Origin of the sequence: Pontibacillus sp. HN14 (assembly GCF_021129245.1) — a bacterium.
GTDB lineage: Bacteria > Bacillota > Bacilli > Bacillales > BH030062 > Pontibacillus.
This window is the reverse complement of record NZ_JAJOLR010000001.1, coordinates 1,318,559-1,340,282: the sequence shown is the minus strand read 5'-3', so window position 1 is coordinate 1,340,282 and position 21,724 is coordinate 1,318,559. Positions and strand designations below refer to the sequence as shown.

Genomic DNA, 21,724 nt, shown 5'->3' with positions numbered 1-21,724 from the left:
CTGAGACTTTCCTTCTTTTATTCTTTAAAAGGGTTGGCTTTCTTTAGTTCTATGATTATTTCACTAGTCTTCTTCTATAGCGAGCAAATGATCCTTTCTGTTCCTTTTCATATGATTCTTGTAAGCTTTCTATATTTTGTAGTACCATCGCTGTTTTTATATAGTTTAACTCCGTTCATCCCACAAAAAATGGCCTGGACTTCTCTTGTGTCATTAGTTTTATTCTCCATTATACTTACCCTTCAACATGCTGCTTTTTTCACTGGTATGGAAATCTTTTCGGGGCCAATAGTCCATTGGATCCTTTTAGGATTATCTATAGATGCATGGCGTCCTTTCTTTATTGGACTCTCAAAACCTAACCCTCACTACATGAAATGGAGCTTATTGGCTGTAACCCCTGCTTGCGGTATACTGATTCTAGTGGCCTTATTTATTCCAGAAACTTCTTTTGCAACGGCTTATTGTCTCCCTGAAGGAGTTCCACTATCAGCTCTCGATACGGTTTTATTTCATCCTAAAGTAGACCTTATCGGATCATCTCTTTTCATGATGGTGACTCATAAATGTACGTTATATGTAACGAATAAAGGGGAGGTTGAATGATAATCTTTCCTAGAAATGCGACAAGTATAAAATGCTTGTCGCTTATTTAATGCTTTTGGGTTATATGGAGGAAAGCAGAATAAGACGTGTGAGGATTTGATTATATTTAAAATTTTCTGATAAATATATTGACAGTTATCTATTTTAACTGTATGTTTGTTGTAAATAGTATTACAGAAGTTTTGGATATCGATAAAATTTCGTCATATAATCAAATAGACATATTTGATGTTTTTTTAAAAGTTTATTGTAAGCGCTTTTATAAAGTGAGAATGCCTTTTAAATGTAATTGGTTCAGAAGGTATAAAGCGCTCTTTTCATCACCTATGTGACGCAAACGTAACGATAAAGGAGGATTTGAAATGACAACGATAACAGCTTTTGAACGATTGTCCGATGAAGAAAAGCATGCTCACTTCATGGAAAGAATTGAAGCGGGAGAGAAAATCGAAGCAGAAGACTGGATGCCGGAAGAATACAGAATGACGTTGATCAAATTAATTTCCATGCACGGTATTAGTGAAATAATGGGGGCTCTACCAGAGAAAGAATGGGTACCGAAGGCCCCGACACTAAGAAGAAAGCTTGGGATTATGGCGAAAGTACAAGATGAAATGGGACACGGGCAGCTCCTATTACGAGTAGCAGAAGACCTAATGAAGCCGTATGGGAAAAACCGTGAGGACATTATGCAGGACTTATTCTCAGGTCGTCTTAAATTCCATAACGTATTCCATATGCCAGCTCCTACATGGGGGGATGCAGGTCTGATTGGTTGGCTAGTAGATGGAGCCGCCATAATCACTCAAACCAATATGTTGAAAGCATCCTACGGACCATATGCCCGAGCATTGCAACGAATTTGTGCAGAAGAAGTCTTCCATGCGCAGCACGGGGAAGCTATTATTATGGCGCTTGCTGAAGGGACAGAAGAACAAAAAGCGCTTATACAAGATTCCTTAAATCGCTGGTGGGACTCCCTTCTTATGTTCTTTGGACCTGCTGCAGCTGAGACGACAGGATCATCAAAGCAAGACACAACGATGAAATACAAGATTCGAACCAAAACCAACGAACAGTTAAGACAAGACTTTTTCACGAAATATATTCCGCGTGTATTGTCGCTCGGTCTTGAGTTACCAGATCCGACCATGCATTACGATAAAGAGAAGGAACTATGGATTTATAAGCAGCCCGACTGGAATGAATTTAAAGAAATCGTCCGAAATAACGGACCAAAGTCGAAAGAACGCCTTCGCTTACGCCAACTTTCTTATGAGAACAATGCATGGGTACGTGAGGCGTTAAGCCCATCTAATGAAGCGATATAAGAAGGAGGAAATGAAGTGGGGGACCTAGGAAGAGAATTTTATCAAGAATTTGAAGTCTTCAGTAAACGAACATTTAAATCACCATTTCAACATCAGTTTAGTCTTCTGGCTCCAAATCATGAACTGGCAGTAGTGATGGCGCAGGAAAACTTTATGCGTCGTGAGCCAGTAGTTGATATTTGGGTTGTGAAGCGCTCAGACATACGGATGTTTAACCAGGAAGAGCGCGAGGCGTTACAACGTTTGGATAACAAAGAATATCGCAATACGAAGGGGTACGGCTACTTAAAGAAAAAGTGGCGAGATAAGGAGCAAGGCATGTTAGATGAGAAGGAAATTCTTTCGTGGGGAGGGGATGACAAGTGATGAAAACATTGGAGGATGTGAAAGCGAATGGGCATGAAGAAGCTCTAAGAGAACTTCTGTTCCAATTGGCCGATGATGATTTTATTGTGGCTTACAGAGGGTCAGAATGGCTTGGACTTGCCCCTCATATTGAAGAAGATGTTGCCTTTTCATCCATCAGTCAGGATACGATGGGGCATGCGACGATGTATTATCAATTGCTTGAAGACCTTGATGCAGGAATTGCCAACGACCTTGCCCATGGAAGAATGCCAGAAGAAAGACGCAATGCGATTCTATTAGAAGAAGTAAATGGACCTGGTCATTATTTAGAGGAGCCTCGTTATGACTGGGCATTCGCAGTAGTTCGTCATTACTTCTATACACAAGCTAAAAAGATTCGCACAGATTCCTTGCAGCAATCGTCTTACGAGCCCCTTTCTCATGTAGCGATTAAGGTTAATACAGAACTTTACTACCACCTTATGCACTGGAAGACTTGGTTTAAGCAACTTATTACGATTCCAGGTGAAGCGCAAGAAAGAATGCTTGAAGCGGTGTCAAAAGTGCTTGAAGATATGGACGGCGTTTTAACGCTTGGACCACAAGCTGAACAAATGGCGCAAGCAGGGCTGATTGAAGGGGAGGCGCTACTTAGAAAGCGCTGGATGAATGAGATTGAGTCTATGATGGATTCGTGTAATATCCAAGTGAATCTTGAACCTCAAATGAAACGAGGAGATGGGCGAGCTCTTACTCATACAGAAGATCTGAACACTGCAATTGAAACGCTCAGCGCAGTTTATCGACAAGACCCTGCAGCAATCTGGTAAACCATATCATCAAGAGGGGGGAAGTCTATGACACTAGTATTACAATCAGTGGAAAAGTCGTTAGAAAACGTGAAAGATCCTGAGATTGATTCTGTAAGCATTATCGATTTAGGTATGGTGGAGCACGTGGAGGTAGCTGATCATAACGCTTATGTTGCTTTACTGCCAACGTTTATGGGGTGTCCAGCTCTTGAGATTATTGAGAAAAATGTAAGAGAAGAGCTCTTAAAAGTTGAAGGAATCCAAACGGTTCAAGTGAAGTTCATCTATAGTCCGCCATGGACTTCTGATCGGATTACGGAACAAGGCAGAGAACGACTAAAAGAGTTCGGCATTGCACCTCCACCTACTCAAGTGGAAACAACAGGTGAATGGCACGTGGATTGTCCTTATTGCGGATCAACGTATACGACAATGGACAACATCTTCGGCCCAACCGCTTGCAGAAGCATTCTTTACTGCAAATCTTGCAAAAACCCATTTGAAGCGATGAAGCCAGTCTCAACAATGTAAGGAAAAAAGTAAAAGGAGTGGGAAACATGGTTAAGATGATCGCGTTATACAAACACCCGGAAGATAAGGAAGCATTTGATGAGCATTATTGGAATACACACAGTCCCATTACAGCAAAAATCCCTGGTCTGCGTGACATGAAAGTAACAAAGATCGTTGGCAGTCCGATGGGTGGAGAAGGCAAATACTATCTAATGTGTGAAATGTACTATGACAGCCATGAAGCATTGAAGGAAGCTATGAAAACGGATGAAGCGAAAGCCTCTGGAAAAGACGTAATGGGCTTTGCGGGAGAATTAGTAACCATGATGATAGGTGAGGAAGTCGATGCGTAATCTTCAGTTCCTTGAGGCTACAGTAATAGATGGCGTAGCGCTTATTGAATTGAATCGGCCAGAGGTGTTAAACGCGATTAACCGCCCAATGGTAAGTGAACTCGTTGAAGTCATGACCTCTTATGACCGGGATCCTGAAATTGGTGCAATGGTTTTAACAGGGAAAGGAAGAGCCTTTGCGGCGGGCGCTGATATCAATGAAATGGCAGGGGACTCCCCGATTGATTTAGAACTGTTAGATCAGTTCTCAGAATGGGATCGGCTGTTAGCTTTAAAGAAACCTGTTATTGGTGCTGTAAATGGCTTTGCCCTCGGTGGTGGATTTGAGCTAGCGCTAGCGTGTGATCTTTTGTTTACAACAGATTCAGCTCAATTTGGATTCCCTGAGGTGAACCTTGGGGTGATGCCAGGAGCAGGTGGGACGCAACAATTAACGAAAATTATGGGGAAAAGAAAAGCATTAGAGTGGCTCCTCACAGGGGAAAAAATGTCGGCGCAGGAAGCCCTTCACTTTGGAATTGTGAATCGCTTAATTGCACCAGAACTTTTATTAGAAGAAACAATGAAATTCGCTAAAACCGTAGCGAAGCAGCCTCCAATAGCTGTTCGATTGATTAAAGAAGCAGTCGATAAAGCGGTAGATTATCCTCTTGATGAGGGGATGAAGTTTGAACGAAAAAACTTTTATTTATTATTTTCATCTGAGGATCAAAAAGAGGGCATGAATGCGTTCATGGAGAAACGAAGTCCTCAATTTAGAGGGAAGTAGGTGAAAGAATGGGCGATACCATTCTTTATGAAGTTCAAAACGGCGTTGCAACGATTACCCTCAATCGGCCTGATAAACTAAATGCCTTTACGCATGAATTAAACCATGATGTGAGAAAAGCGGTTAAGCAAGCTTCGTCAGATGAGGATGTTCGTACGATTGTCATCACTGGTGCCGGTCGTGCATTTTGTTCGGGTCAAGATTTAAGTGGAGTCGATGACTCGATGGATCACGGGGAGGTCTTGCGAAATAGTTATGGCCCGATGGTGAAAGAAATTGATCGTTGTGAAAAGCCGATAATTGCCGCTGTAAATGGGGTAGCAGCTGGGGCGGGATTTAGTCTTGCGTTAGCGTGTGATTTTCGATTAGCTTCTGAAAAAGCAAGCTTCATAGAAGCATTTATACACGTCGGACTCATACCAGATGCAGGGAACCTTTTTAACCTACCAAAGATCGTCGGTCATGCCAAAGCATTAGAATTAGCGATTCTAGGTGAGAAAATCTCTGCTCAACAAGCGCAAGAGCTTCATCTAGTTACAAAAGTTATACCCCTAGAGGAATGGGAAATAAGCGTAACCTCATTTGCTGAGCGTTTAGCGTCTATGCCAACGAAGGCAATCGGATTAATTAAACGATCTTTAAAGGCAAGCTGGCAAATGGAGCTTCATGATTATCTTGAAAGAGAAGCATACGGGCAGCGAATTGCAGGCCTGACGAAAGATCATCACGAAGGTGTTCAAGCCTTTCTAGACAAACGAAAACCTGAATTCCAAGGTCAATAACATAAAAGGAGTGGATCAAATGGCAACTGCACAAGAAACTAAAATGGAACAAATGGCAATGAAACGTGATCACTACTCAATGATTATTAACGGTGAACGGGTTGATTCAACATCAGGTGAAACCTTTACTACATATAACCCTGCTACAGGCGAGCCGTTAGCAACTGTGGCTAAAGCAACGACTGAAGATGCTGAACGTGCTGTTGAGGCAGCTCGAAATGCTTTTGATTATGGGAAGTGGAAGAAGTTCCCTGTTGGGAAACGTTCTAGAACCCTTAACAAAATTGCTGGTATTATGCGTTCACGTTTCAATGAACTTGTAGAACTTGAAGTGTTAAATAGCGGAAAAACCATTGCAGCTGCTCAGGGCCAGGTTATGCAAGCAATCGAAGATTTTGAATTTTATGCTGGTGCTATTGTCGGTCATAAAGGCGAAGTAAATCCGGTTCCGGGTCAGTTCCACAACTATACCGAGAAAGAACCAGTAGGTGTGTGTGCTCAGATTATTCCTTGGAACTATCCGATGATGATGGCTGCTTGGAAGATTGCTCCGGCGATTGCAGCTGGATGTAGCGTTATTGTGAAACCCGCTTCTTTAACGCCATTAACAGCACTTGTTATGGCTGAGATCTGTACGGAAGCTGGAGTCCCTGAAGGGGTAGTAAACGTACTTCCTGGATCTGGTTCTGAAATTGGCAACTTCCTTGTTGAGCATAAAGGCATCGATAAAGTTGCGTTCACCGGATCTACTCCAATTGGGAAAGACATTATGGGGAAAGCTTCTCAAACTCTTAAGCGCGTCACGCTTGAACTTGGTGGGAAATCGCCTAATATCGTGTTTAATGATGCGGATCTAGATGCAGCCGTTGACGGTTCGTTATTTGGAATCTTCTATAATACTGGTCAATCTTGTGAAGCTCGTTCACGTATGTACATTCACGAAGATATTTATGATGAGTTCATGGAGAAATTCGTAGCTAAAACGAAGCGCCTTGCTTTAGGGAACCCAATGGACAAAGGAACACACATTGGCTCTATTATTAGCCGTGACCAGGTCGAAAGTATTGATGGGTATGTTCAATCAGCGAAAGAAGACGGAGCGACCATTCTAGCTGGTGGACAAGAAGCAAAAGTTGAAGGGTTTGAAAATGGTCACTGGTATGAACCAACTGTTATCGCTGATGTTACGCATGATATGAAAGCAGTAAAGGAAGAAATTTTCGGACCGGTCGTGGTCGCGATGAAATTTAGCGACGAGAAAGAAGTTCTGAAGTTAGCAAACGATAGTGAATATGGTCTTGGGTCTGCGATTTGGACGAAAGACCATGGCAAAGCTACACGTGTTGCCAATGGCATTAAAGCCGGCATAGTGATGGTGAATTGTCCTTTCTCTGCTTTTCCAGGAACACCATTTGGAGGGTATAAGCAGTCTGGCTTTGGCCGAGAGTTGAGCACCGAAACACTTGATCTTTATACGGAAACGAAGAGCATTCTTTCCTACTACGGCAACCGTCCGTTAAATCCACTCGGTGTAGAATAAGGTTCAAGAATGCGAGCGCATAGATTAATGCGTATCGCATTCTTTTCTTTTATCAATGACCAATAAAAAATGCTAGGAGGTCTACATAATGGTTAAATCAGTAGTTGTTGTAGGTTCAGGTGTGATGGGGCGCGGCATTGCGTACGTCAGTGCGTGTGGAGGATTTCAGACAACACTTGTTGATATACAAGAGGAACAGCTAGAGGCTGCTAAAGGTGAGTTGGATACGATCTTTCAAAAAGGTGTTAAGCGTGGGAAATTAAGTCAAGATGAGAGTGATGAAGCAAGAGCCCACCTTCATTTCTCTGCCTCTTTAGAAGAAGCGGCTTCTGGAGCGGACCTTTTGATTGAGGCTGTACCTGAGAAGGCCGAGATTAAACGAAAGGTTTTCGAAACAGCTGATGCCTATGCCACAAAGAGTTGTTATTTTGCAACGAATACAAGCACAATGAGTCCAACTGAAATCGCTTCTTTTACAAATAGGCCAACAAGAGTAATCGCCATGCATTTCTTTAACCCTGTTCACAAAATGCCCCTTGTTGAAATTATAAGAGGACTTGAAACTTCAGATGAAACAGCTGAAGTCATTCAAGGTGTCGCTCAGCGGATGGGGAAAGAAACAGTAGTCGTGAATGAATTCCCCGGATTTGTTACAAGTCGGATAAGTGCCCTTGTCGGAAATGAAGCCTTTTATATGTTGCAAGAAGGGGTAGGGAGTCCTGAAGAAATCGATAAAGCCATTAAATTAGGTTTAAATTACCCGATGGGACCTTTTGAACTTGGAGATCTCGTCGGCCTTGATGCCCGTTTAAATAATTTGAAGTATTTACACGAAAAGTTAGGGGAGAAATATCGTCCGGCTCCGCTTCTTGAGCAATACGTTAGCGCCGGACGACTGGGACGTAAAACCGGACGCGGTGTGTATGATTACTCAAAGGATGGTGAGCTTGTATGACAGAGGTGGTCATAGTAGATGCCGTCCGGACACCGATAGGAAGATATAAAGGAGCATTGAAGGACATACGTCCCGATGATCTTGGTGCGATTGTCATTAAGGCGCTTCTTGAACGGAACAAAAGGTTAGATACAAAAGGCATTGAAGAAGTAGTATTTGGAAACGCAAATGGAGCAGGGGAAGAGAATCGGAATGTAGCTCGCATGTCGGCTTTACTTGCTGGCCTTCCTGTAGAGGTAGGGGGGACTACGCTAAACCGGTTGTGTGGTTCGGGTCTCGATGCTGTAAACTATGCAGCACGTGCCATTTTGGCGGGTGAGGGTGACATTTTCATTGCTGGTGGAACAGAAAGCATGACCAGAGCCCCATATGTAATGGGGAAACCAGAAACTTCATACGCACGTGGCAATCGTGAAATGTTTGATACCACAATCGGTTGGCGATTTGTTAACTCACGTCTTGCTGAGCAATATGGGACAGATAGTATGCCTGAAACCGCTGAAAACGTCGCTAAAGAATTCGGCGTTACCCGAGAAGAGCAGGATGCGTTCGCATTTTCGAGCCAGCAAAAGGCAAAAGAGGCTATGGAGTCAGGGCGGTTTCAGCAAGAAATCGTACCGGTAGCTTATCATGATCGAAAAGGCAACGAGATCGTAGTGGATACAGATGAGCACCCACGTCCGACGACTACGCTGGAGAAACTAAACTCCCTTAAGCCGCTCTTTCCAAATGGTACGATTACAGCAGGGAATGCCTCTGGTATCAATGATGGTGCTTCTGCTCTTCTGCTCATGAGTGCTGAGAAAGCCAAAGAACTTGGGCTTAAACCTCTGGTTAAATATAGGGTCTCCGCCACAGCAGGTCTTGAGCCACGTATTATGGGCCTAGGGCCGATCTATGCAACTAAAAAAGCATTGAGCCGGGCTGGCCTAACTTCTTCTGATATTGGTTTAGTAGAATTAAATGAAGCCTTTGCCTCTCAGTCACTTGAGTGTATGAAGCAACTGGAGTTATTGCCTGAACGAGTCAATGTAAATGGCGGTGCCATCGCGTTTGGTCATCCTCTTGGGGCAAGCGGAGCACGAATTCTAACAACACTTATTCATGAAATGAAAAAGACAAATGCAGAACTCGGTCTCGCCACGATGTGTGTAGGAGTAGGCCAGGGAATTGCGACGATTGTAGAGAATGTATAAGGAGGGATCGGTATGAGCGGAATCAAATGTGAGATCAAAGACCATATCGCATACGTCACACTAGCGAGGCCGGATGCGCTAAATTGCTTTAACTTTGCGATGTTACACCAACTTGGAGAAGTGGTAGAATCCTTACATGTAGATCCAAAAGCACGGGTAATCATCTTTACAGGAGAAGGGGAGAAAGCCTTTAGTGCAGGGGCGGACTTAAAAGAGCGGAGGACTCTCACGGAAGCTGAAGTACGCCGAAATGTGAAAAAGATTGGCGATGTTTTTCAATCAATCGCTGACCTTCCTCAGCCTACCATTGCGGCGATTAACGGATATGCATTCGGTGGAGGATTTGAGCTTATGCTTGCCTGTGACTTCCGGTATGCTGTAGCAGATACCAAAATGGGATTAACAGAAACAAGTTGGGGCATCATTCCAGGAGCTGGAGGAACGCAGCGTCTTCCGCGCCTTATTGGAGATATGAAGGCAAAAGAGTTAATCCTAACGGCCAAAAAGTTAACCTCACAAGAGGCCTATGAATATGGACTTTTAATGGAGGTTGTAGAGCGGGAACATTTAATCGGTCGTTGTGAACGTTTAGCCTCTTTACTCCTTTCTAATGGGCCAGTAGCAGTCCAACAAGCGAAGTATGCTATTAATAAAGGGGCAGAAGTTGATCTTGGGACTGGGCTCGCCATTGAGTCGAAGGCCTATGAAATAACCATTCCTACTTCAGATCGCTTAGAAGCTTTAGAGGCTTTTCGTGACAAACGTGCTCCTCACTTTACAGGTAAGTAATCTGTGAAAGATCTTAAGAGTCAATTGTCCTCAATTTATGTGCCTTTTTCCATATTCATGATATAATCGTGATAGTTTTCTGAATTCAATGAAATAAGAGAGATAAAGGGTGTTACGGGGATGAATACTAGGTCAATGATCTTTACCTTATATGGGGATTATATACGACACTACGGGAATAAAATCTGGATTGGCAGCTTAATTCGTTTGCTGAAAGAATTTGGTCATAATGAGCAGGCGGTTCGAGCGGCCATTTCTCGAATGAGTAAACAAGGATGGCTTGAGGGGGAAAAGCAAGGGAATAAAAGTTATTACTCCCTTACAGAGATTGGTTTAAAACGAATGGAAGAAGCGGGAAATCGTATCTTCAAATTAAATCCTGAAACTTGGGACGGCAAATGGAGGATGCTTTTCTACACCATTCCGGAAGAAAAACGGAATTTAAGAGACGAGCTACGGAAAGAACTCGTGTGGAGTGGTTTTGGCACAATGACCAACAGCCTGTGGATCTCGCCTAATCAGTTAGAAGATAAGGTGTATGCTCTTATCAAGAAATATGAAATCGAAGAGTATGTCGACTTTTTCGTTGCTTCTTACGATGGCCCTCATGAGAATTGGCGTCTTGTTGAGAATAGCTGGGACATCCAACAGATTAATGAGAAATACAATGAGTTTATTGCCCATTACAGCCAGAAGTTCATTATTGATAAGAACAAAATTAAAAGTGGGGCTATGAGTGATGCTGAATGCTTTGTGGAACGAACGAAGCTTGTCCACGAATATAGGAAGTTTTTATTTATCGATCCTGGTTTACCAGAAGAACTCTTACCTCAGAAGTGGTTTGGAAGTTATGCGGGATCGCTTTTCAGTGATTACTATAAGGAGCTAGCTGAACCAGCGAATCGATTCTTCGAACAAGTCTTTGCTGACGGGAATGAAATGACGTTAAAGGATAAAGAATACGACGTTCTGTCCCATCCGCTTATGCTTGATAAAGAGTAAAAGAAACACAGCTTTCTCTAGAAAGCTGTGTTTCTTTTAGCTTATGATTGGCTACTTTACCATTTTAGCTTACATAATCGATCAACCGACCCTCATAAACGAGTTCAAGTTCTTCACTATTCCGAAAGTCATCCGGGGTGACAAGAGCAGGGAGTTTATCCCATAGTTTAATACCTGAACGATTGAGAACTTCTGCAACAAATTGTGAGCAGAAATAGGAATTGCTAAATTCAACAGGTTCTTTCATAGACACGCCGATTAAACCTAAAATGTTATACAAGAATTTATGGTTATTTCGTTGGAAGACTTCGAGGACTCGTTTCATTTTTTCTTTCTCTCGGTCCGTAACCTCCAATCGATAGATTACGCACATTGTATTTTGATATTTACTGAAAGTCCCCCTCGCAATATCCTCTTTTACGAAACCGCCATGAAGTGGGTTTTTAGGGTTCTTGCGACCAAAACTATACATATCTTCTAATTGGGGGTCAAAAGAAAGCGAGGCATGATTGTAAGGGGCTCTGGTGTATTTTTTGATGAGGGTAGTAAAGAGTGTTCCTGTATCTGAAAGCATAATATAAACATAGTTTGCTTGACTCATTGTACGATTCCCCTTTCTTTACATTTCCTTTCTTTTCATTATATAGGAAATTATTTAAAATAGATGTAGTTTGTGTGTATAGATAGGAGGATTCTATGCTAGAAACAATCATTACGCTTTCGGTTGTATTTGTTGGTTTGTGTGCAGCTACCATAGTGCTATATGGACTTAAGAAGAAACAGCCAAATAAAGATTTCTCAGGAATTTGGTTTCGTGTAAAAACATGGTGGGGAATGTTTGTTATTTTTTGTTTCGCCACGTTGTTTACCCCTATTGTGTCCTTGTTCTCCATCATGGTTCTTTGCTTTTACTCATTGAAAGAGTATTTTTCCATGATGAAAACAAGAAAATCAGATCGTCGCCTTTTCTTATGGTCTTACCTAATGATCCCCCTTCAATTTCTTTGGATTTATATAGGGTGGTATGGAATGTTTATCGTTTTTATTCCTATTTATGTATTCTTATTCTTACCTGTACCCCGAATAATAGGGAAAGGAACATTAGGATTCTTACGTTCTGTTAGTTTTACACAATGGGGCATGATGCTGATGGTTTTTGGTTTAAGTCATTTGGCGTTTTATTCGTCGGCCTCTCCTGAGTATGGTCCAAATCTTGTCCTTTACCTGATCGTGCTTACTCAAATAAATGATGTAATACACGCGATGGTTTCCATGTACTTTGGTCGGCATAAAGTGGTGCCAACTGCAAACCCTAACATATCTTGGGAAGGATTTGTTGGGGCATTCCTTATAACCATATTGGCGTCTTATCTGCTCTATCCTTACTTTACTCCTTTTGGTTTGACGTATGGCATTTTAGCAGGAGTATTAATTAGTGTAACGGGGTACTTTGGAAGCTTGACGGTATCTGTTTTAAAACGGGACTTACTTATTGGAGATCAAGGGAAGTTTGAGACCCTTCAAGGAAAGTACTTGAGTCGAATTGATAGTTTAACCTATACAGCCCCCGTATTCTTTCATGTTACGAGGTATTTGTTTGAATTTATGTAGCGATCGAGTGAAGTAAAGGAATGTAAAAGAGAGGAGGAGTTTGTAAGTTAATAGAACATTCTCAAATGAATTGAGACATCGAAAAAGGCAGAAGGTATACCTTCTGCCTTAAGCATCTTGTGTTTCACGTGCATCTTGATTGTCGGTGGAATCGTTTTGGATCTCTTTATATCTGCGCTTTTGTCTGTATCCATAAGTGATATTTCGAACGAGCTCATCGTTCTCGAGTCCGGCACCAATAGCACCTGCGAGTGTCGCTACTGAAGTGGCAAGCCAAGATAATTTAACGTAATCCATCATGCCTGCCTCGTCTTTTAATCCAGCTTCAGCCGCAAATAACTCGGCAGGAACAAAAACCCTGACGGCTAAGAAGAATAGAATGCCCAACATGGCATAGTAAAGCAATACAGCCATACTTAAGGTAATGACCGTAACGAGATTATAGACTCTTCTTAAATTGTGCTTACTCCTCTGAGAGGGCTTTTCCCATAAGTTATGAGCAAGGATGATCCAAATAATCATACTTGATACAGCGGTTAACATAAGTCCTATAAATCGGACAGACTGAAAGGCAGCACTTAATTGCCACAGAGTCGGAAAGATTAACCCGTATGTACCCGTAGCAAAAGCCACCGCTACCACGCTTTTAAATGAAGGGAAAATGGTCCACGGGCGATTCGCATAAACCATACCCATTAATACACGTAACCGTCCGTTTATTTTAGGAATAACAATGAAACGAAGCGAATCATCCTCATCATCAGGAGTTATTTTGCGAATGGGGGAGAAGAGCTTTGGAAGTTTCTTCTTGCGTCTGTGTTCTTTGTTTGTATTATATTGATAGTAATGAAGTTCACTAATGGTTTCAAGAACGACTTCACGGAGTCGTCTTTTCATTGGAACGGAACCGAAAGCAGGTAAAGAAATTTGAGAGACGCCTCGACTTTTGTTGATATCTGCCAAGACGATGTTTCCTTCCTCAAAGATAGGCAAATCTGTTAGGCAAATGGCATAATCCCATTCATTTTTTTTCTTCCGAATTTCCGTTTCTTCAATAATTTCATTAGCGGTTTCGGCTGCACCTGTTAATGGATCAATGATGACGTCAATTTCCCATTCTAAGGATGAATCAATTTGTTCCACTAATAGATCTGGGAGAATCTCCGCTAAACTTTTGGCCATTTTCTCTGGTAACTCAGGGGCGGGCACTAAACCCACTGTAATGTCACTCACTTCAAAACTCTCCTCCTTTCGTTTATATTAAAGTTAACAATATATATCTTCCACTCACACTTTCTTTTAAAACTGGTTTTATATAGAAATAATATGTTAGAAAAATAAATGCAATGATACGTTATAGAAACATGAGAATTTTTGTGCTGCTTATAAGTGCTCTTACCCGGAGTGAAGTTTGGCATTTATTCGGAAAGGGGCACGGCTCTTATGAACAAACCCATAAATTTATTTTTGCGATCTGTTGACGAATAGGGACTTCGATGCTATAGTAGTAGTTAATTATTCTTGTTCGGATTTATAATGAAAGAAAAAGTTACTACCAAGTACTTTCGTCTGGAATGAATTTTTGAGAGCAATAATAGTAATACAATGTGGACAAGATCCACGCAGGAGGCAACAAACATGTTACAAGGTACAGTAAAATGGTTCAACGCAGAAAAAGGTTTCGGATTTATTGAAGTAGAAGGTCAAGACGATGTATTCGTTCACTTCTCTGCTATTCAAGAAGAAGGTTTCAAAACTTTAGAAGAAGGCCAAGCCGTTTCTTTCGAAGTTGTTGAAGGCGACCGTGGCCCACAAGCTGCAAACGTTCAAAAGTAATTGAACTTGCCTAAAGAAGCTCTCCAACTGGAGGGCTTTTTTTTTTATATAATGAATGAGTAGTGGCAAAAAGCATCAATATAAAGAGACAAGATTACCAGGAGGCGACTAATAATGAAAGCAGTACAAGTAGTTGGGTATGGAGATGTAGATCAATTAGAGGTTAGGGAAGTGGAACGACCAACTCCGAAGGCTGATGAGGTTCTTGTGAAAGTTATGGCCTGTGGGATTAATAATACAGAAATATGGATGAGAGAAGGGGCTTATGGTACTGGATCTAAGTCAGGATGGCGTCCAGAAGGTGTGCAATTCCCAAGAACCCCGGGGTCAGATATCACCGGGGAGGTTGTAGAAGTTGGGGGAGATGTGAATCCTTCCATGAAAGGGAAATCCGTTGTTCTTTTCCCGTTTACGTCTAGTGGAGAGGAAGGGACTGAACACTATTCTGAAGATATGTCCTTCATTGGCTCCGAATATGATGGAGGTTATGCTGAATATGTGGTATGGCCAGCTGAATTATGTTTTGACATGCCGCTAGCCGATTATGTGGATAGTGCTGTATTTTCTGTAAGTGGAATGACAGCTTGGCATATGGTTGAGCAAATCCAACCGAACGATTCAGAGACAATTATGGTGACAGGTGCAAATGGTGGCGTTGGCTCATTAAATGTACAAATTGCATCCCGTGTGTTTGGAGCGAAGGTCATTGCGGTTGTGGGTGACTTAGCTCTTGAAGATAAAATGAAAGAACTTGGGGCAACTCATGTTGTATCTTATAAATCTGATAGCCTGGCCGAGGATATCCTTGAAGCAAATGGAGGCCCAATCGATTCTGTTCTTGATGTGGTAGGGGATCCGTTATTTAACACTTCTCTCCACGTATTAAAAAAAGGCGGAAAGTTTTGTACGTCAGGTTCTGCAGGTGGCCAAAAGACTGAACTTGATCTTAGAACGTTATACTTAAAGCACCTTACGTTTTACGGTTCTGTATTAGGGACAAGGGAAGAGTTTAAGCGTATGCTTCAAGCAATTTCTGAAGGGAAGGTTCAACCGGTTCTTGACCGGACATTCCCACTCAGTGAAGCTAAAGAAGCTCAAACCTACTTTAAACAATCGGGTAAAGTTGGAAAAATTGTTCTACTACCTGAGCATTCTTAATAAGGCATAAAGAACCTAGATAAATGTAACATTATTAGTGAATAGAATCCCCTCTGGAATAGAGGGGATTTTTTGGTTTATATACTTTACGCATATCATGATTCCTTTTGTTAGGTCTATTCCCGATCTTATCGAATGATTATGTATACACTTACGTATACATAATTAGTTAGATAAGTTTGGGTTATCAGAAAGGGGAAGAGTCGATGAGTAAAGACAAAAGGGGAAAGGAAAAACAAGTAAGAAAGCCAAATTTTCTTATTCTAATGGTGGACCAAGAGCGCTATCCATCTGTATATGAGACAGATGAAATGAAGAAGTGGCGTAAAGAATCGCTGGTAGCGCAAGAGCTTCTTAAAGAAAATGGAATGGAATTTCAACGTCATTACGCAGGGAGCACAGCTTGTTCACCCAGTCGAACGACATTGTATACAGGTCAATATCCTTCGTTACATGGTGTAACACAAACAAGCGGAGCAGCTAAAACATCTTATGATCCAGATATGTTTTGGCTTGATCCAAACTCAGTTCCGACATTTGGTCATTACTTTAGAGCGGCGGGTTACAAGACGTACTGGAAAGGCAAGTGGCACGCTTCTGAAGAAGATATTCTAATACCAGGAACCAAAAATGCATACGCGAGCTATTCTCAAACCGGTGTACCTGTACCAGAAAAGGTGAAAAGATATCTTCTTAGTGATCGTTTAAATCAGTATGGATTCTCAGGGTGGATAGGCCCAGAACCTCATGGCAGTTCACCTCGTAATACGGGTTCTTCGGCTGCGATTGGAGTAGAGGGAAGAGATCAAATATACGCAGATGAAGCAGTGGAACTCATTCAATCTCTTGATAAAGATCGAGATCAGTGTCCTTGGCTAGTCATGTGTTCTTTTGTGAACCCGCATGATATCGCTGTTTATGGAGAGTTAACAGAGCTCAGTCCACTGTTTAACTTTCAAATTGACCCAACACTGCCCGACATCCCTAAAGCGCCGACGAGTAATGAATCTCTTAATACAAAACCCGACGCACAAAAGAGCTATAAACGTACCTATCCTAAAGCATTGCAGCCTCTCAGGGATGATTTGTTTTATCGCCAACTTTATTATTCTTTGCAGAAGAAAGCAGATAACGAAATGTTAAAAGTATTTCAAGCTCTTCAGCAATCATCGTTTTATGAAGACACGATCGTCTTGTTTCTCTCTGATCATGGAGAATTATTAGGAGCTCATGGGGGCCTTTATCAGAAATGGTACAACACGTATGAGGAGTCTATTCATGTGCCGCTCATTATTCATAGTCCTAAACTTTTTTCAGATCGTGAACAAACCGACATGATTACTAGTCATGTGGATGTATTACCTACTCTATTGGGGCTTGCTGGAGTGGATCCTGAAAGAATCCAGCGGGAATTAGTGAAAAGCCACACAGAAGTTCACCCATTAGTAGGAAGAGATTTGTCACCCTTGTTAAAAGGGAAGACCCAGTTTTTCCGATCAAATGAACCAGTGTATTTTATGTCTGATGATGATGTGACGAGAGGGCTCAATCAAGTGAGTGCTGCAGGTGACCCTTACGAATCAGTGGTCCAACCTAACCATATAGAATCTATTATTACAACACTTTCAACCGGTAAAGACAGGACGGAAGAGGTGTGGAAGCTATCGAGGTATTATGATAATCCTCAGTTTTGGAGTAATCCCGGCGTGGAAGATCAAACGCTTCGACAAGACCGGAATAGCTACACAGATTGCCATGTAGAAGTTGACTTATGTATAACGGAAACGAAAGATCAACCTGTACCTGACCAATATGAGCTTTATAACCTATCTCAAGACCCGCTTGAAGAGAAGAATTTAGCTAACATCTCCTATCAGACTCCAGAGTCCCTAGTCATCATGAATCTATTGATCTCAGCTCTTGAAGAGCAATGCCGACAGAAGCGCTTATCCCCCTCGAGTGGTTCCGTGCCTGGGATGCCTTCTTGTAACGATACGTAACCGACTTGATAAATTATTAGCCATTCACCTAACGATACTATTACCCGGGAGCTATTAGCTGCTGGGTGATTGGTGTATTTTTAGATATGGGATTCAGAAAATTGTGTGTAAGACGATGAGATCCTGTAAACTGTAGAGGAGCATCATTTAAAATAGGATGTTATTCCTGAAAGGGGGAAGTTAGATGCATGTAGAAGTTGCGAAGGAGGATCACTTATCAGCAATAATTAAGATAGATGAAGGGGTTGTAGGCACGGACAGACGAAAGGAAATTGTTGAAGAATCTATTAAGAAAAGAAACTGCTTAGTTGCAATTGAAGAAGGAGAAGTGAAAGGTTTTTTATTATTTGATACCACTTTTTTTGACCATGCTTTTATTTCATTAGTTATGGTACCTCCAAAAGAAAGAAGAAAAAGAATCGCGAGTATGTTGTTAAAAGAAATGGTTCACCTATCTCCTACAGAAAAGATCTTTTCTTCAACCAATCAATCAAACGAACAGATGCAACAAGTATTTTATAAAAATGGTTTTAAACGAAGTGGAATCATTGAGAATCTGGACGAAGGGGACCCAGAGCTTATTTATTATTGTTCTCGCTAAGTTATAGATGGTTAAGGAGGGGAGCTGGTCACATTTTTTCAGAAAACTGTTACAATTAAGGGGTTGTTATGGCAATATATGTATTGGAGGTGAAATAATTGAAAAACTCCTTGATTCAAGGTGTCGTATTCATTGTAATTCTGCTATTTGTCTCTTCTGCACCTTTTGTGTTTGTATCATCATTCAGAGGAGTAGAGGTTGAATGGATGCGCATATTCGAATTGATACAAAGTATTCCTTCAATTGACTGGTTAGATCGAATAGACGCTACCTTTGTTGAGCGGATGGCCAGAACCTTTGTCCTCTTGTTAGTGGCGATGCTTTTTGGCTTAACTTTTGCGCTTGTACTAGGTTTGTTTGTTGCACGCTTCAAAGTATTTCGACTGTTTCGTGGTCTCATTGAAATCATTGGAATTGTTCCTGACTTTATTATTATTATCTTTTCAGTCGTGGTTGGAGTACAGGTCTATCAAATGACAGGAATTCGGATTATAAGCTTTATGCCAGATAAGAATACGGCTCACTTTTGGTTCCCAGTCCTTGTCTTGTCTATAGCGCCAGCTCTTTATTTTCTGAAACTGATCCACGTACGCTTTTTACAAATTAGCGGTGAGGATTATATCCGAACAGCGGTGTCAAAGGGACTAGATGTTTCGACTATTAATTTGCAACATGTATATAGAAATATGCAGCCGTTTATCCACGCTGAACTGACGAAAGGACTCTCTCTTACGATTGGCAACTTGTTTATTGTGGAGTATTTACTCAATGTAATCGGGTTAACACATTACATATTTGCAGTGAAGGATTTTCCGGCAACATTATTAGGCTTATGCGCTTTATTACTCATCGCACTGCTTGTATTTTTAGTGGTGAAGTTTGTTCTATTCTTATTTAGAAAGGGTTTAATCTATGAATAGAATTCGACAAATGAATGTACCTCTGTATGTAGGTTTTTTTCTTGTGTTAGTGTTTATTTTCTTAGCTATAGCCGGTCCAAAGATCGCGCCTCATTCGTTGGATCATAAAGTAGAGGTTGAGTATCAAGTAATCGATGGAAAAGGGATCGTAGTAGCACCACCGGTGGAGCCTTTTACGGTTCCGGCTTACCCATTAGGAACAGATAAATTCGGATATGATTTAGTAACAAAGCTTTTGCATGGCGCGAAGTATACGATAGGGATCGCGGTCGTGACGGCTCTTCTTAAGATGGTGACTGGGAGTATAATTGGACTTTATGCAGGCACTCTCAAATCAGAATCCTCCTGGTGGAAAGCGGTTGAGAATTCAGTCAGTTACATTCCCGCGTTTTTAATTTTATATTTTGTTCTTCAACCGATAACGATCAATCCAGATTTAGAGTCTATGAAACTGATTTTTATCTTTATCATATTAATGACGATTTTGAGTCTGCCCAGCACAATAGCGTCAGTTCGGAAACAAACGAGGGAAATCGTAAAGAAAGAATATGTGGATGTAGCAAGAACGCTAGGGGCTCGTCGCAACAGATTGGTCTGGAAGCATATCTTCCCTCAGTTAAAAGAGGGGCTACTCATCATGTTCGTGATGGAAATTGTATTTGTTATGACGGTAATGGGACAGCTTGGGATTTTCCACTTATTTATGGGAGGAACCATTAAGCAAACGAATCCTACTCTCTATTTATCTATGACGAATGAGTGGGCAGGATTGATCGGGCAATCCCGAGGCCATATTTTTGGAAATCAATACATATTGATGGTGCCTTTGGTAGCCCTTGTTCTTGCTACAAGTTCGTTTGTGTTATTAGCAAGAGGGTTACAAAATCATTTCCAAACTGACTGTCAGAAAGCTCCATGGATCCCGACAGGTAGTTCTTCTCATCAGCCACTCCCTAAAGTGAAGATGAAAATCGGGAAGCGGATAACGGTTACACCAGGCTTTATTATTATGGCTGTCTTTCTGTTCGTATTCACGGCAGGGCTTGTACTTGTAATGGGAGAAGTAGTGTAAAAGGGAGGGGTAGACATTGGGCTTTTTAGTATTAGCCATATTATTAATCTACTTATTTGATTTCACAAAGTTACGACAGCAAAATAAAACGATGATTGAGCAAAATGAGAAGATTATTCATTTACTACAAGAAATCAAAGATCAAGATCATTAACAGAAGTGCATAATAATTGGAGGAAAGAGTTTGGATAAATTCAACAACGTTTTGGAAACACAAAGATTAACCATTCGTCCTTTAATGGAAAACGATTATCAAGAGTGGCTTCATGGATTTCAATCACGTTTTCCTTCTACAAATAGACATGATGACGGGCAATTGGATCTGTCAGAATGCACCAGGGAATGGTTTAAAGGCTTAGTATCCACTCATCAGGAACTAGCGCTATCAGACATTTCCTATATTTTCGCTGTTTTTCATAAAGAAAGTCAGAAACACATTGGCATGGTTGATGTATCTACGATCATTCGCGGGGAATTTCAATGGGGAAGACTCGGGTACACCATTCATAACCAGTTTTGGCAAAAAGGGTATGGAACAGAAGCGACAAAGGGGGCATTAAGCCTTGCCTTTAATCAGCTAGGTTATCACCGGATTGAAGCTCATATCAATCTTGACAATCCCGCATCTAAAAGGTTAGCAGAACGAGTGGGTATGAAGTTTGAATGTATAAGGGAAAGATTTATATACGAGGATGGGGAATGGACAGACCACCTCATTTACACGATGAATAAAGGAAAGAACACCGAATAATGGATCTCTCGGTGTTCTTTGTTAATTTCTAATAGGTGATGGATTTTTAAGAATTTGAGTGGCCTCCCATACTTGTTCGTTTGATGGTGATTCTATCCCTTCGAGTGGATAAGGAATACCTAAGTTCTCCCATTTATAAACTCCAAGTTTATGGTAGGGAAGGACTTCAATTTTTTCGACGTTCTGAAGCGTTCCGATAAAATGAGACAAGGCAATCAAGTCTTCTTGATTATCATTCAGTGTCGGAACGAGTACATGCCTGATCCACACTGGAACATTCTTATCAGATAGAAGAGTGGCGAATTTCAATATGTGTTTATTTGTCATGCCGGTTAACGTTTTATGCTTATCAGAATGAATTTGTTTTAAATCAAGTAAAACAAGGTCGGTGTTTATAAGCAGCTCATCCAGCTTCTTTAAAAAGGTCGGGGAGCTATGGAAGCATCCTCCAGAGGTATCCAGGGCTGTATGAACACCGATCGTTTTTAACGCTTTAAAGAGTTCGATCAAAAAATCAATCTGGAGGAGCGGCTCCCCGCCGCTTACCGTCACTCCTCCGTTAGAAGCTTGGAAAAAGGGGAGAAAGTCTTTCACTTCTTCTACAATTTCTTCTACAGACTTTTCAATTCCTCCATTTAACGTCCACGTATCCGCATTATGGCAGAATTGGCATCGAAGTAGGCAACCTTGCATGAAGAGAACATATCGAAGCCCTGGACCATCAACTGCACCGCACGTTTCTATAGAGTGAATACGTCCTTTCATGAAGGTCACCTCCT

Annotated in this window: 25 protein-coding genes; 22 read left to right on the top strand and 3 right to left on the bottom strand. The window is 41.4% G+C overall.

Going from position 1 to position 21,724, the window contains the following annotated elements; all coding sequences use genetic code 11:
- Window positions 1–51: 51 nt before the first annotated feature.
- From LQ226_RS06955 to paaX, 13 genes are all read left to right on the top strand, one after another.
- Complete coding sequence (locus LQ226_RS06955; protein ID WP_231417120.1) at window positions 52–606, top strand: hypothetical protein; 555 nt, start codon at window positions 52–54, stop codon at window positions 604–606.
- A 362-nt stretch (window positions 607–968) separates the two neighbouring features.
- Complete coding sequence (paaA, locus tag LQ226_RS06950; protein WP_231417119.1) at window positions 969–1,937, top strand: 1,2-phenylacetyl-CoA epoxidase subunit PaaA; 969 nt, start codon at window positions 969–971, stop codon at window positions 1,935–1,937.
- 15 nt (window positions 1,938–1,952) lie between these two features.
- Window positions 1,953–2,303 carry a 1,2-phenylacetyl-CoA epoxidase subunit PaaB gene (gene paaB / locus LQ226_RS06945; protein WP_231417118.1) on the top strand — a complete coding sequence of 117 codons (351 nt, stop codon included), beginning with the start codon at window positions 1,953–1,955 and terminating at the stop codon, window positions 2,301–2,303.
- Window positions 2,303–3,115, top strand: a complete 813-nt coding sequence (gene paaC, locus LQ226_RS06940; RefSeq protein ID WP_231417593.1) for a 1,2-phenylacetyl-CoA epoxidase subunit PaaC — start codon at window positions 2,303–2,305, stop codon at window positions 3,113–3,115. Before paaB ends, paaC begins: the two co-directional genes overlap by 1 nt.
- Window positions 3,116–3,142: 27 nt before the next feature.
- On the top strand, window positions 3,143–3,628 hold the full coding sequence (paaD, locus tag LQ226_RS06935) for a 1,2-phenylacetyl-CoA epoxidase subunit PaaD (RefSeq protein WP_231417117.1): 486 nt from the start codon (window positions 3,143–3,145) through the stop codon (window positions 3,626–3,628).
- Between the two features lie 26 nt (window positions 3,629–3,654).
- Window positions 3,655–3,963 carry an EthD family reductase gene (locus LQ226_RS06930; protein ID WP_207527652.1) on the top strand — a complete coding sequence of 103 codons (309 nt, stop codon included), beginning with the start codon at window positions 3,655–3,657 and terminating at the stop codon, window positions 3,961–3,963.
- Window positions 3,956–4,732 (top strand): enoyl-CoA hydratase/isomerase family protein, encoded by a 777-nt coding sequence (locus tag LQ226_RS06925; RefSeq protein WP_231417116.1) that lies wholly within the window; start codon window positions 3,956–3,958, stop codon window positions 4,730–4,732. The genes LQ226_RS06930 and LQ226_RS06925 overlap by 8 nt, the downstream gene beginning before the upstream one ends.
- An 8-nt stretch (window positions 4,733–4,740) precedes the next feature.
- Complete coding sequence (locus LQ226_RS06920) at window positions 4,741–5,514, top strand: enoyl-CoA hydratase-related protein (RefSeq protein WP_231417115.1); 774 nt, start codon at window positions 4,741–4,743, stop codon at window positions 5,512–5,514.
- A 19-nt stretch (window positions 5,515–5,533) separates the two neighbouring features.
- Entirely contained in the window at window positions 5,534–7,054 is a 1,521-nt protein-coding gene (locus LQ226_RS06915) for an aldehyde dehydrogenase family protein (protein WP_231417114.1), read from the top strand.
- An 88-nt stretch (window positions 7,055–7,142) separates the two neighbouring features.
- Entirely contained in the window at window positions 7,143–8,009 is an 867-nt protein-coding gene (locus LQ226_RS06910) for a 3-hydroxyacyl-CoA dehydrogenase (protein ID WP_231417113.1), read from the top strand.
- Window positions 8,006–9,205 (top strand): thiolase family protein, encoded by a 1,200-nt coding sequence (locus LQ226_RS06905; protein WP_231417112.1) that lies wholly within the window; start codon window positions 8,006–8,008, stop codon window positions 9,203–9,205. Before LQ226_RS06910 ends, LQ226_RS06905 begins: the two co-directional genes overlap by 4 nt.
- A gap of 12 nt (window positions 9,206–9,217) precedes the next feature.
- A complete protein-coding gene (locus LQ226_RS06900; protein ID WP_231417111.1) occupies window positions 9,218–9,994 on the top strand; it encodes an enoyl-CoA hydratase-related protein in 777 nt (258 codons plus the stop codon).
- A 120-nt stretch (window positions 9,995–10,114) separates the two neighbouring features.
- Complete coding sequence (paaX, locus tag LQ226_RS06895) at window positions 10,115–10,996, top strand: phenylacetic acid degradation operon negative regulatory protein PaaX (protein WP_231417110.1); 882 nt, start codon at window positions 10,115–10,117, stop codon at window positions 10,994–10,996.
- A gap of 64 nt (window positions 10,997–11,060) precedes the next feature.
- Here the strand turns inward: paaX and LQ226_RS06890 are convergent, their stop codons facing one another.
- On the bottom strand, window positions 11,061–11,597 hold the full coding sequence (locus LQ226_RS06890) for a C40 family peptidase (RefSeq protein ID WP_231417109.1): 537 nt from the start codon (window positions 11,595–11,597) through the stop codon (window positions 11,061–11,063).
- A 95-nt stretch (window positions 11,598–11,692) separates the two neighbouring features.
- Between LQ226_RS06890 and LQ226_RS06885 the strand changes: the two genes are divergently transcribed.
- Window positions 11,693–12,607, top strand: coding sequence for a phosphatidate cytidylyltransferase (locus LQ226_RS06885; protein ID WP_231417108.1), 915 nt, complete (start codon window positions 11,693–11,695; stop codon window positions 12,605–12,607).
- A gap of 108 nt (window positions 12,608–12,715) precedes the next feature.
- Here LQ226_RS06885 and LQ226_RS06880 read toward each other — a convergent pair whose 3' ends face one another.
- Window positions 12,716–13,840 carry a hypothetical protein gene (locus LQ226_RS06880; protein ID WP_231417107.1) on the bottom strand — a complete coding sequence of 375 codons (1,125 nt, stop codon included), beginning with the start codon at window positions 13,838–13,840 and terminating at the stop codon, window positions 12,716–12,718.
- A gap of 405 nt (window positions 13,841–14,245) precedes the next feature.
- Here LQ226_RS06880 and LQ226_RS06875 point away from each other — a divergent pair, with 405 nt between their 5' ends.
- The 8 genes from LQ226_RS06875 to LQ226_RS06840 all read left to right on the top strand — a co-directional run bounded on the left by LQ226_RS06875 (window position 14,246) and on the right by LQ226_RS06840 (window position 20,945).
- Window positions 14,246–14,443, top strand: coding sequence for a cold-shock protein (locus LQ226_RS06875; protein ID WP_036781972.1), 198 nt, complete (start codon window positions 14,246–14,248; stop codon window positions 14,441–14,443).
- A 114-nt stretch (window positions 14,444–14,557) separates the two neighbouring features.
- Window positions 14,558–15,601 (top strand): zinc-binding dehydrogenase, encoded by a 1,044-nt coding sequence (locus tag LQ226_RS06870; protein WP_231417106.1) that lies wholly within the window; start codon window positions 14,558–14,560, stop codon window positions 15,599–15,601.
- 206 nt (window positions 15,602–15,807) lie between these two features.
- On the top strand, window positions 15,808–17,601 hold the full coding sequence (locus tag LQ226_RS06865; protein ID WP_231417105.1) for a sulfatase family protein: 1,794 nt from the start codon (window positions 15,808–15,810) through the stop codon (window positions 17,599–17,601).
- A 184-nt stretch (window positions 17,602–17,785) separates the two neighbouring features.
- The gene (locus tag LQ226_RS06860; RefSeq protein ID WP_231417104.1) at window positions 17,786–18,202 is read left to right on the top strand and encodes a GNAT family N-acetyltransferase; all 417 of its coding nucleotides are present in this window, start codon (window positions 17,786–17,788) and stop codon (window positions 18,200–18,202) included.
- Between the two features lie 98 nt (window positions 18,203–18,300).
- Window positions 18,301–19,122, top strand: a complete 822-nt coding sequence (locus LQ226_RS06855) for an ABC transporter permease subunit (RefSeq protein WP_231417103.1) — start codon at window positions 18,301–18,303, stop codon at window positions 19,120–19,122.
- On the top strand, window positions 19,115–20,194 hold the full coding sequence (locus LQ226_RS06850; RefSeq protein WP_231417102.1) for an ABC transporter permease: 1,080 nt from the start codon (window positions 19,115–19,117) through the stop codon (window positions 20,192–20,194). Before LQ226_RS06855 ends, LQ226_RS06850 begins: the two co-directional genes overlap by 8 nt.
- 16 nt (window positions 20,195–20,210) lie before the next feature.
- Window positions 20,211–20,348 carry a hypothetical protein gene (locus tag LQ226_RS06845; protein ID WP_231417101.1) on the top strand — a complete coding sequence of 46 codons (138 nt, stop codon included), beginning with the start codon at window positions 20,211–20,213 and terminating at the stop codon, window positions 20,346–20,348.
- A gap of 51 nt (window positions 20,349–20,399) precedes the next feature.
- Window positions 20,400–20,945, top strand: a complete 546-nt coding sequence (locus LQ226_RS06840) for a GNAT family N-acetyltransferase (RefSeq protein ID WP_255687712.1) — start codon at window positions 20,400–20,402, stop codon at window positions 20,943–20,945.
- A 21-nt stretch (window positions 20,946–20,966) separates the two neighbouring features.
- Here LQ226_RS06840 and pflA read toward each other — a convergent pair whose 3' ends face one another.
- The gene (gene pflA, locus LQ226_RS06835) at window positions 20,967–21,710 is read right to left on the bottom strand and encodes a pyruvate formate-lyase-activating protein (protein WP_231417100.1); all 744 of its coding nucleotides are present in this window, start codon (window positions 21,708–21,710) and stop codon (window positions 20,967–20,969) included.
- Window positions 21,711–21,724: the final 14 nt, after the last annotated feature.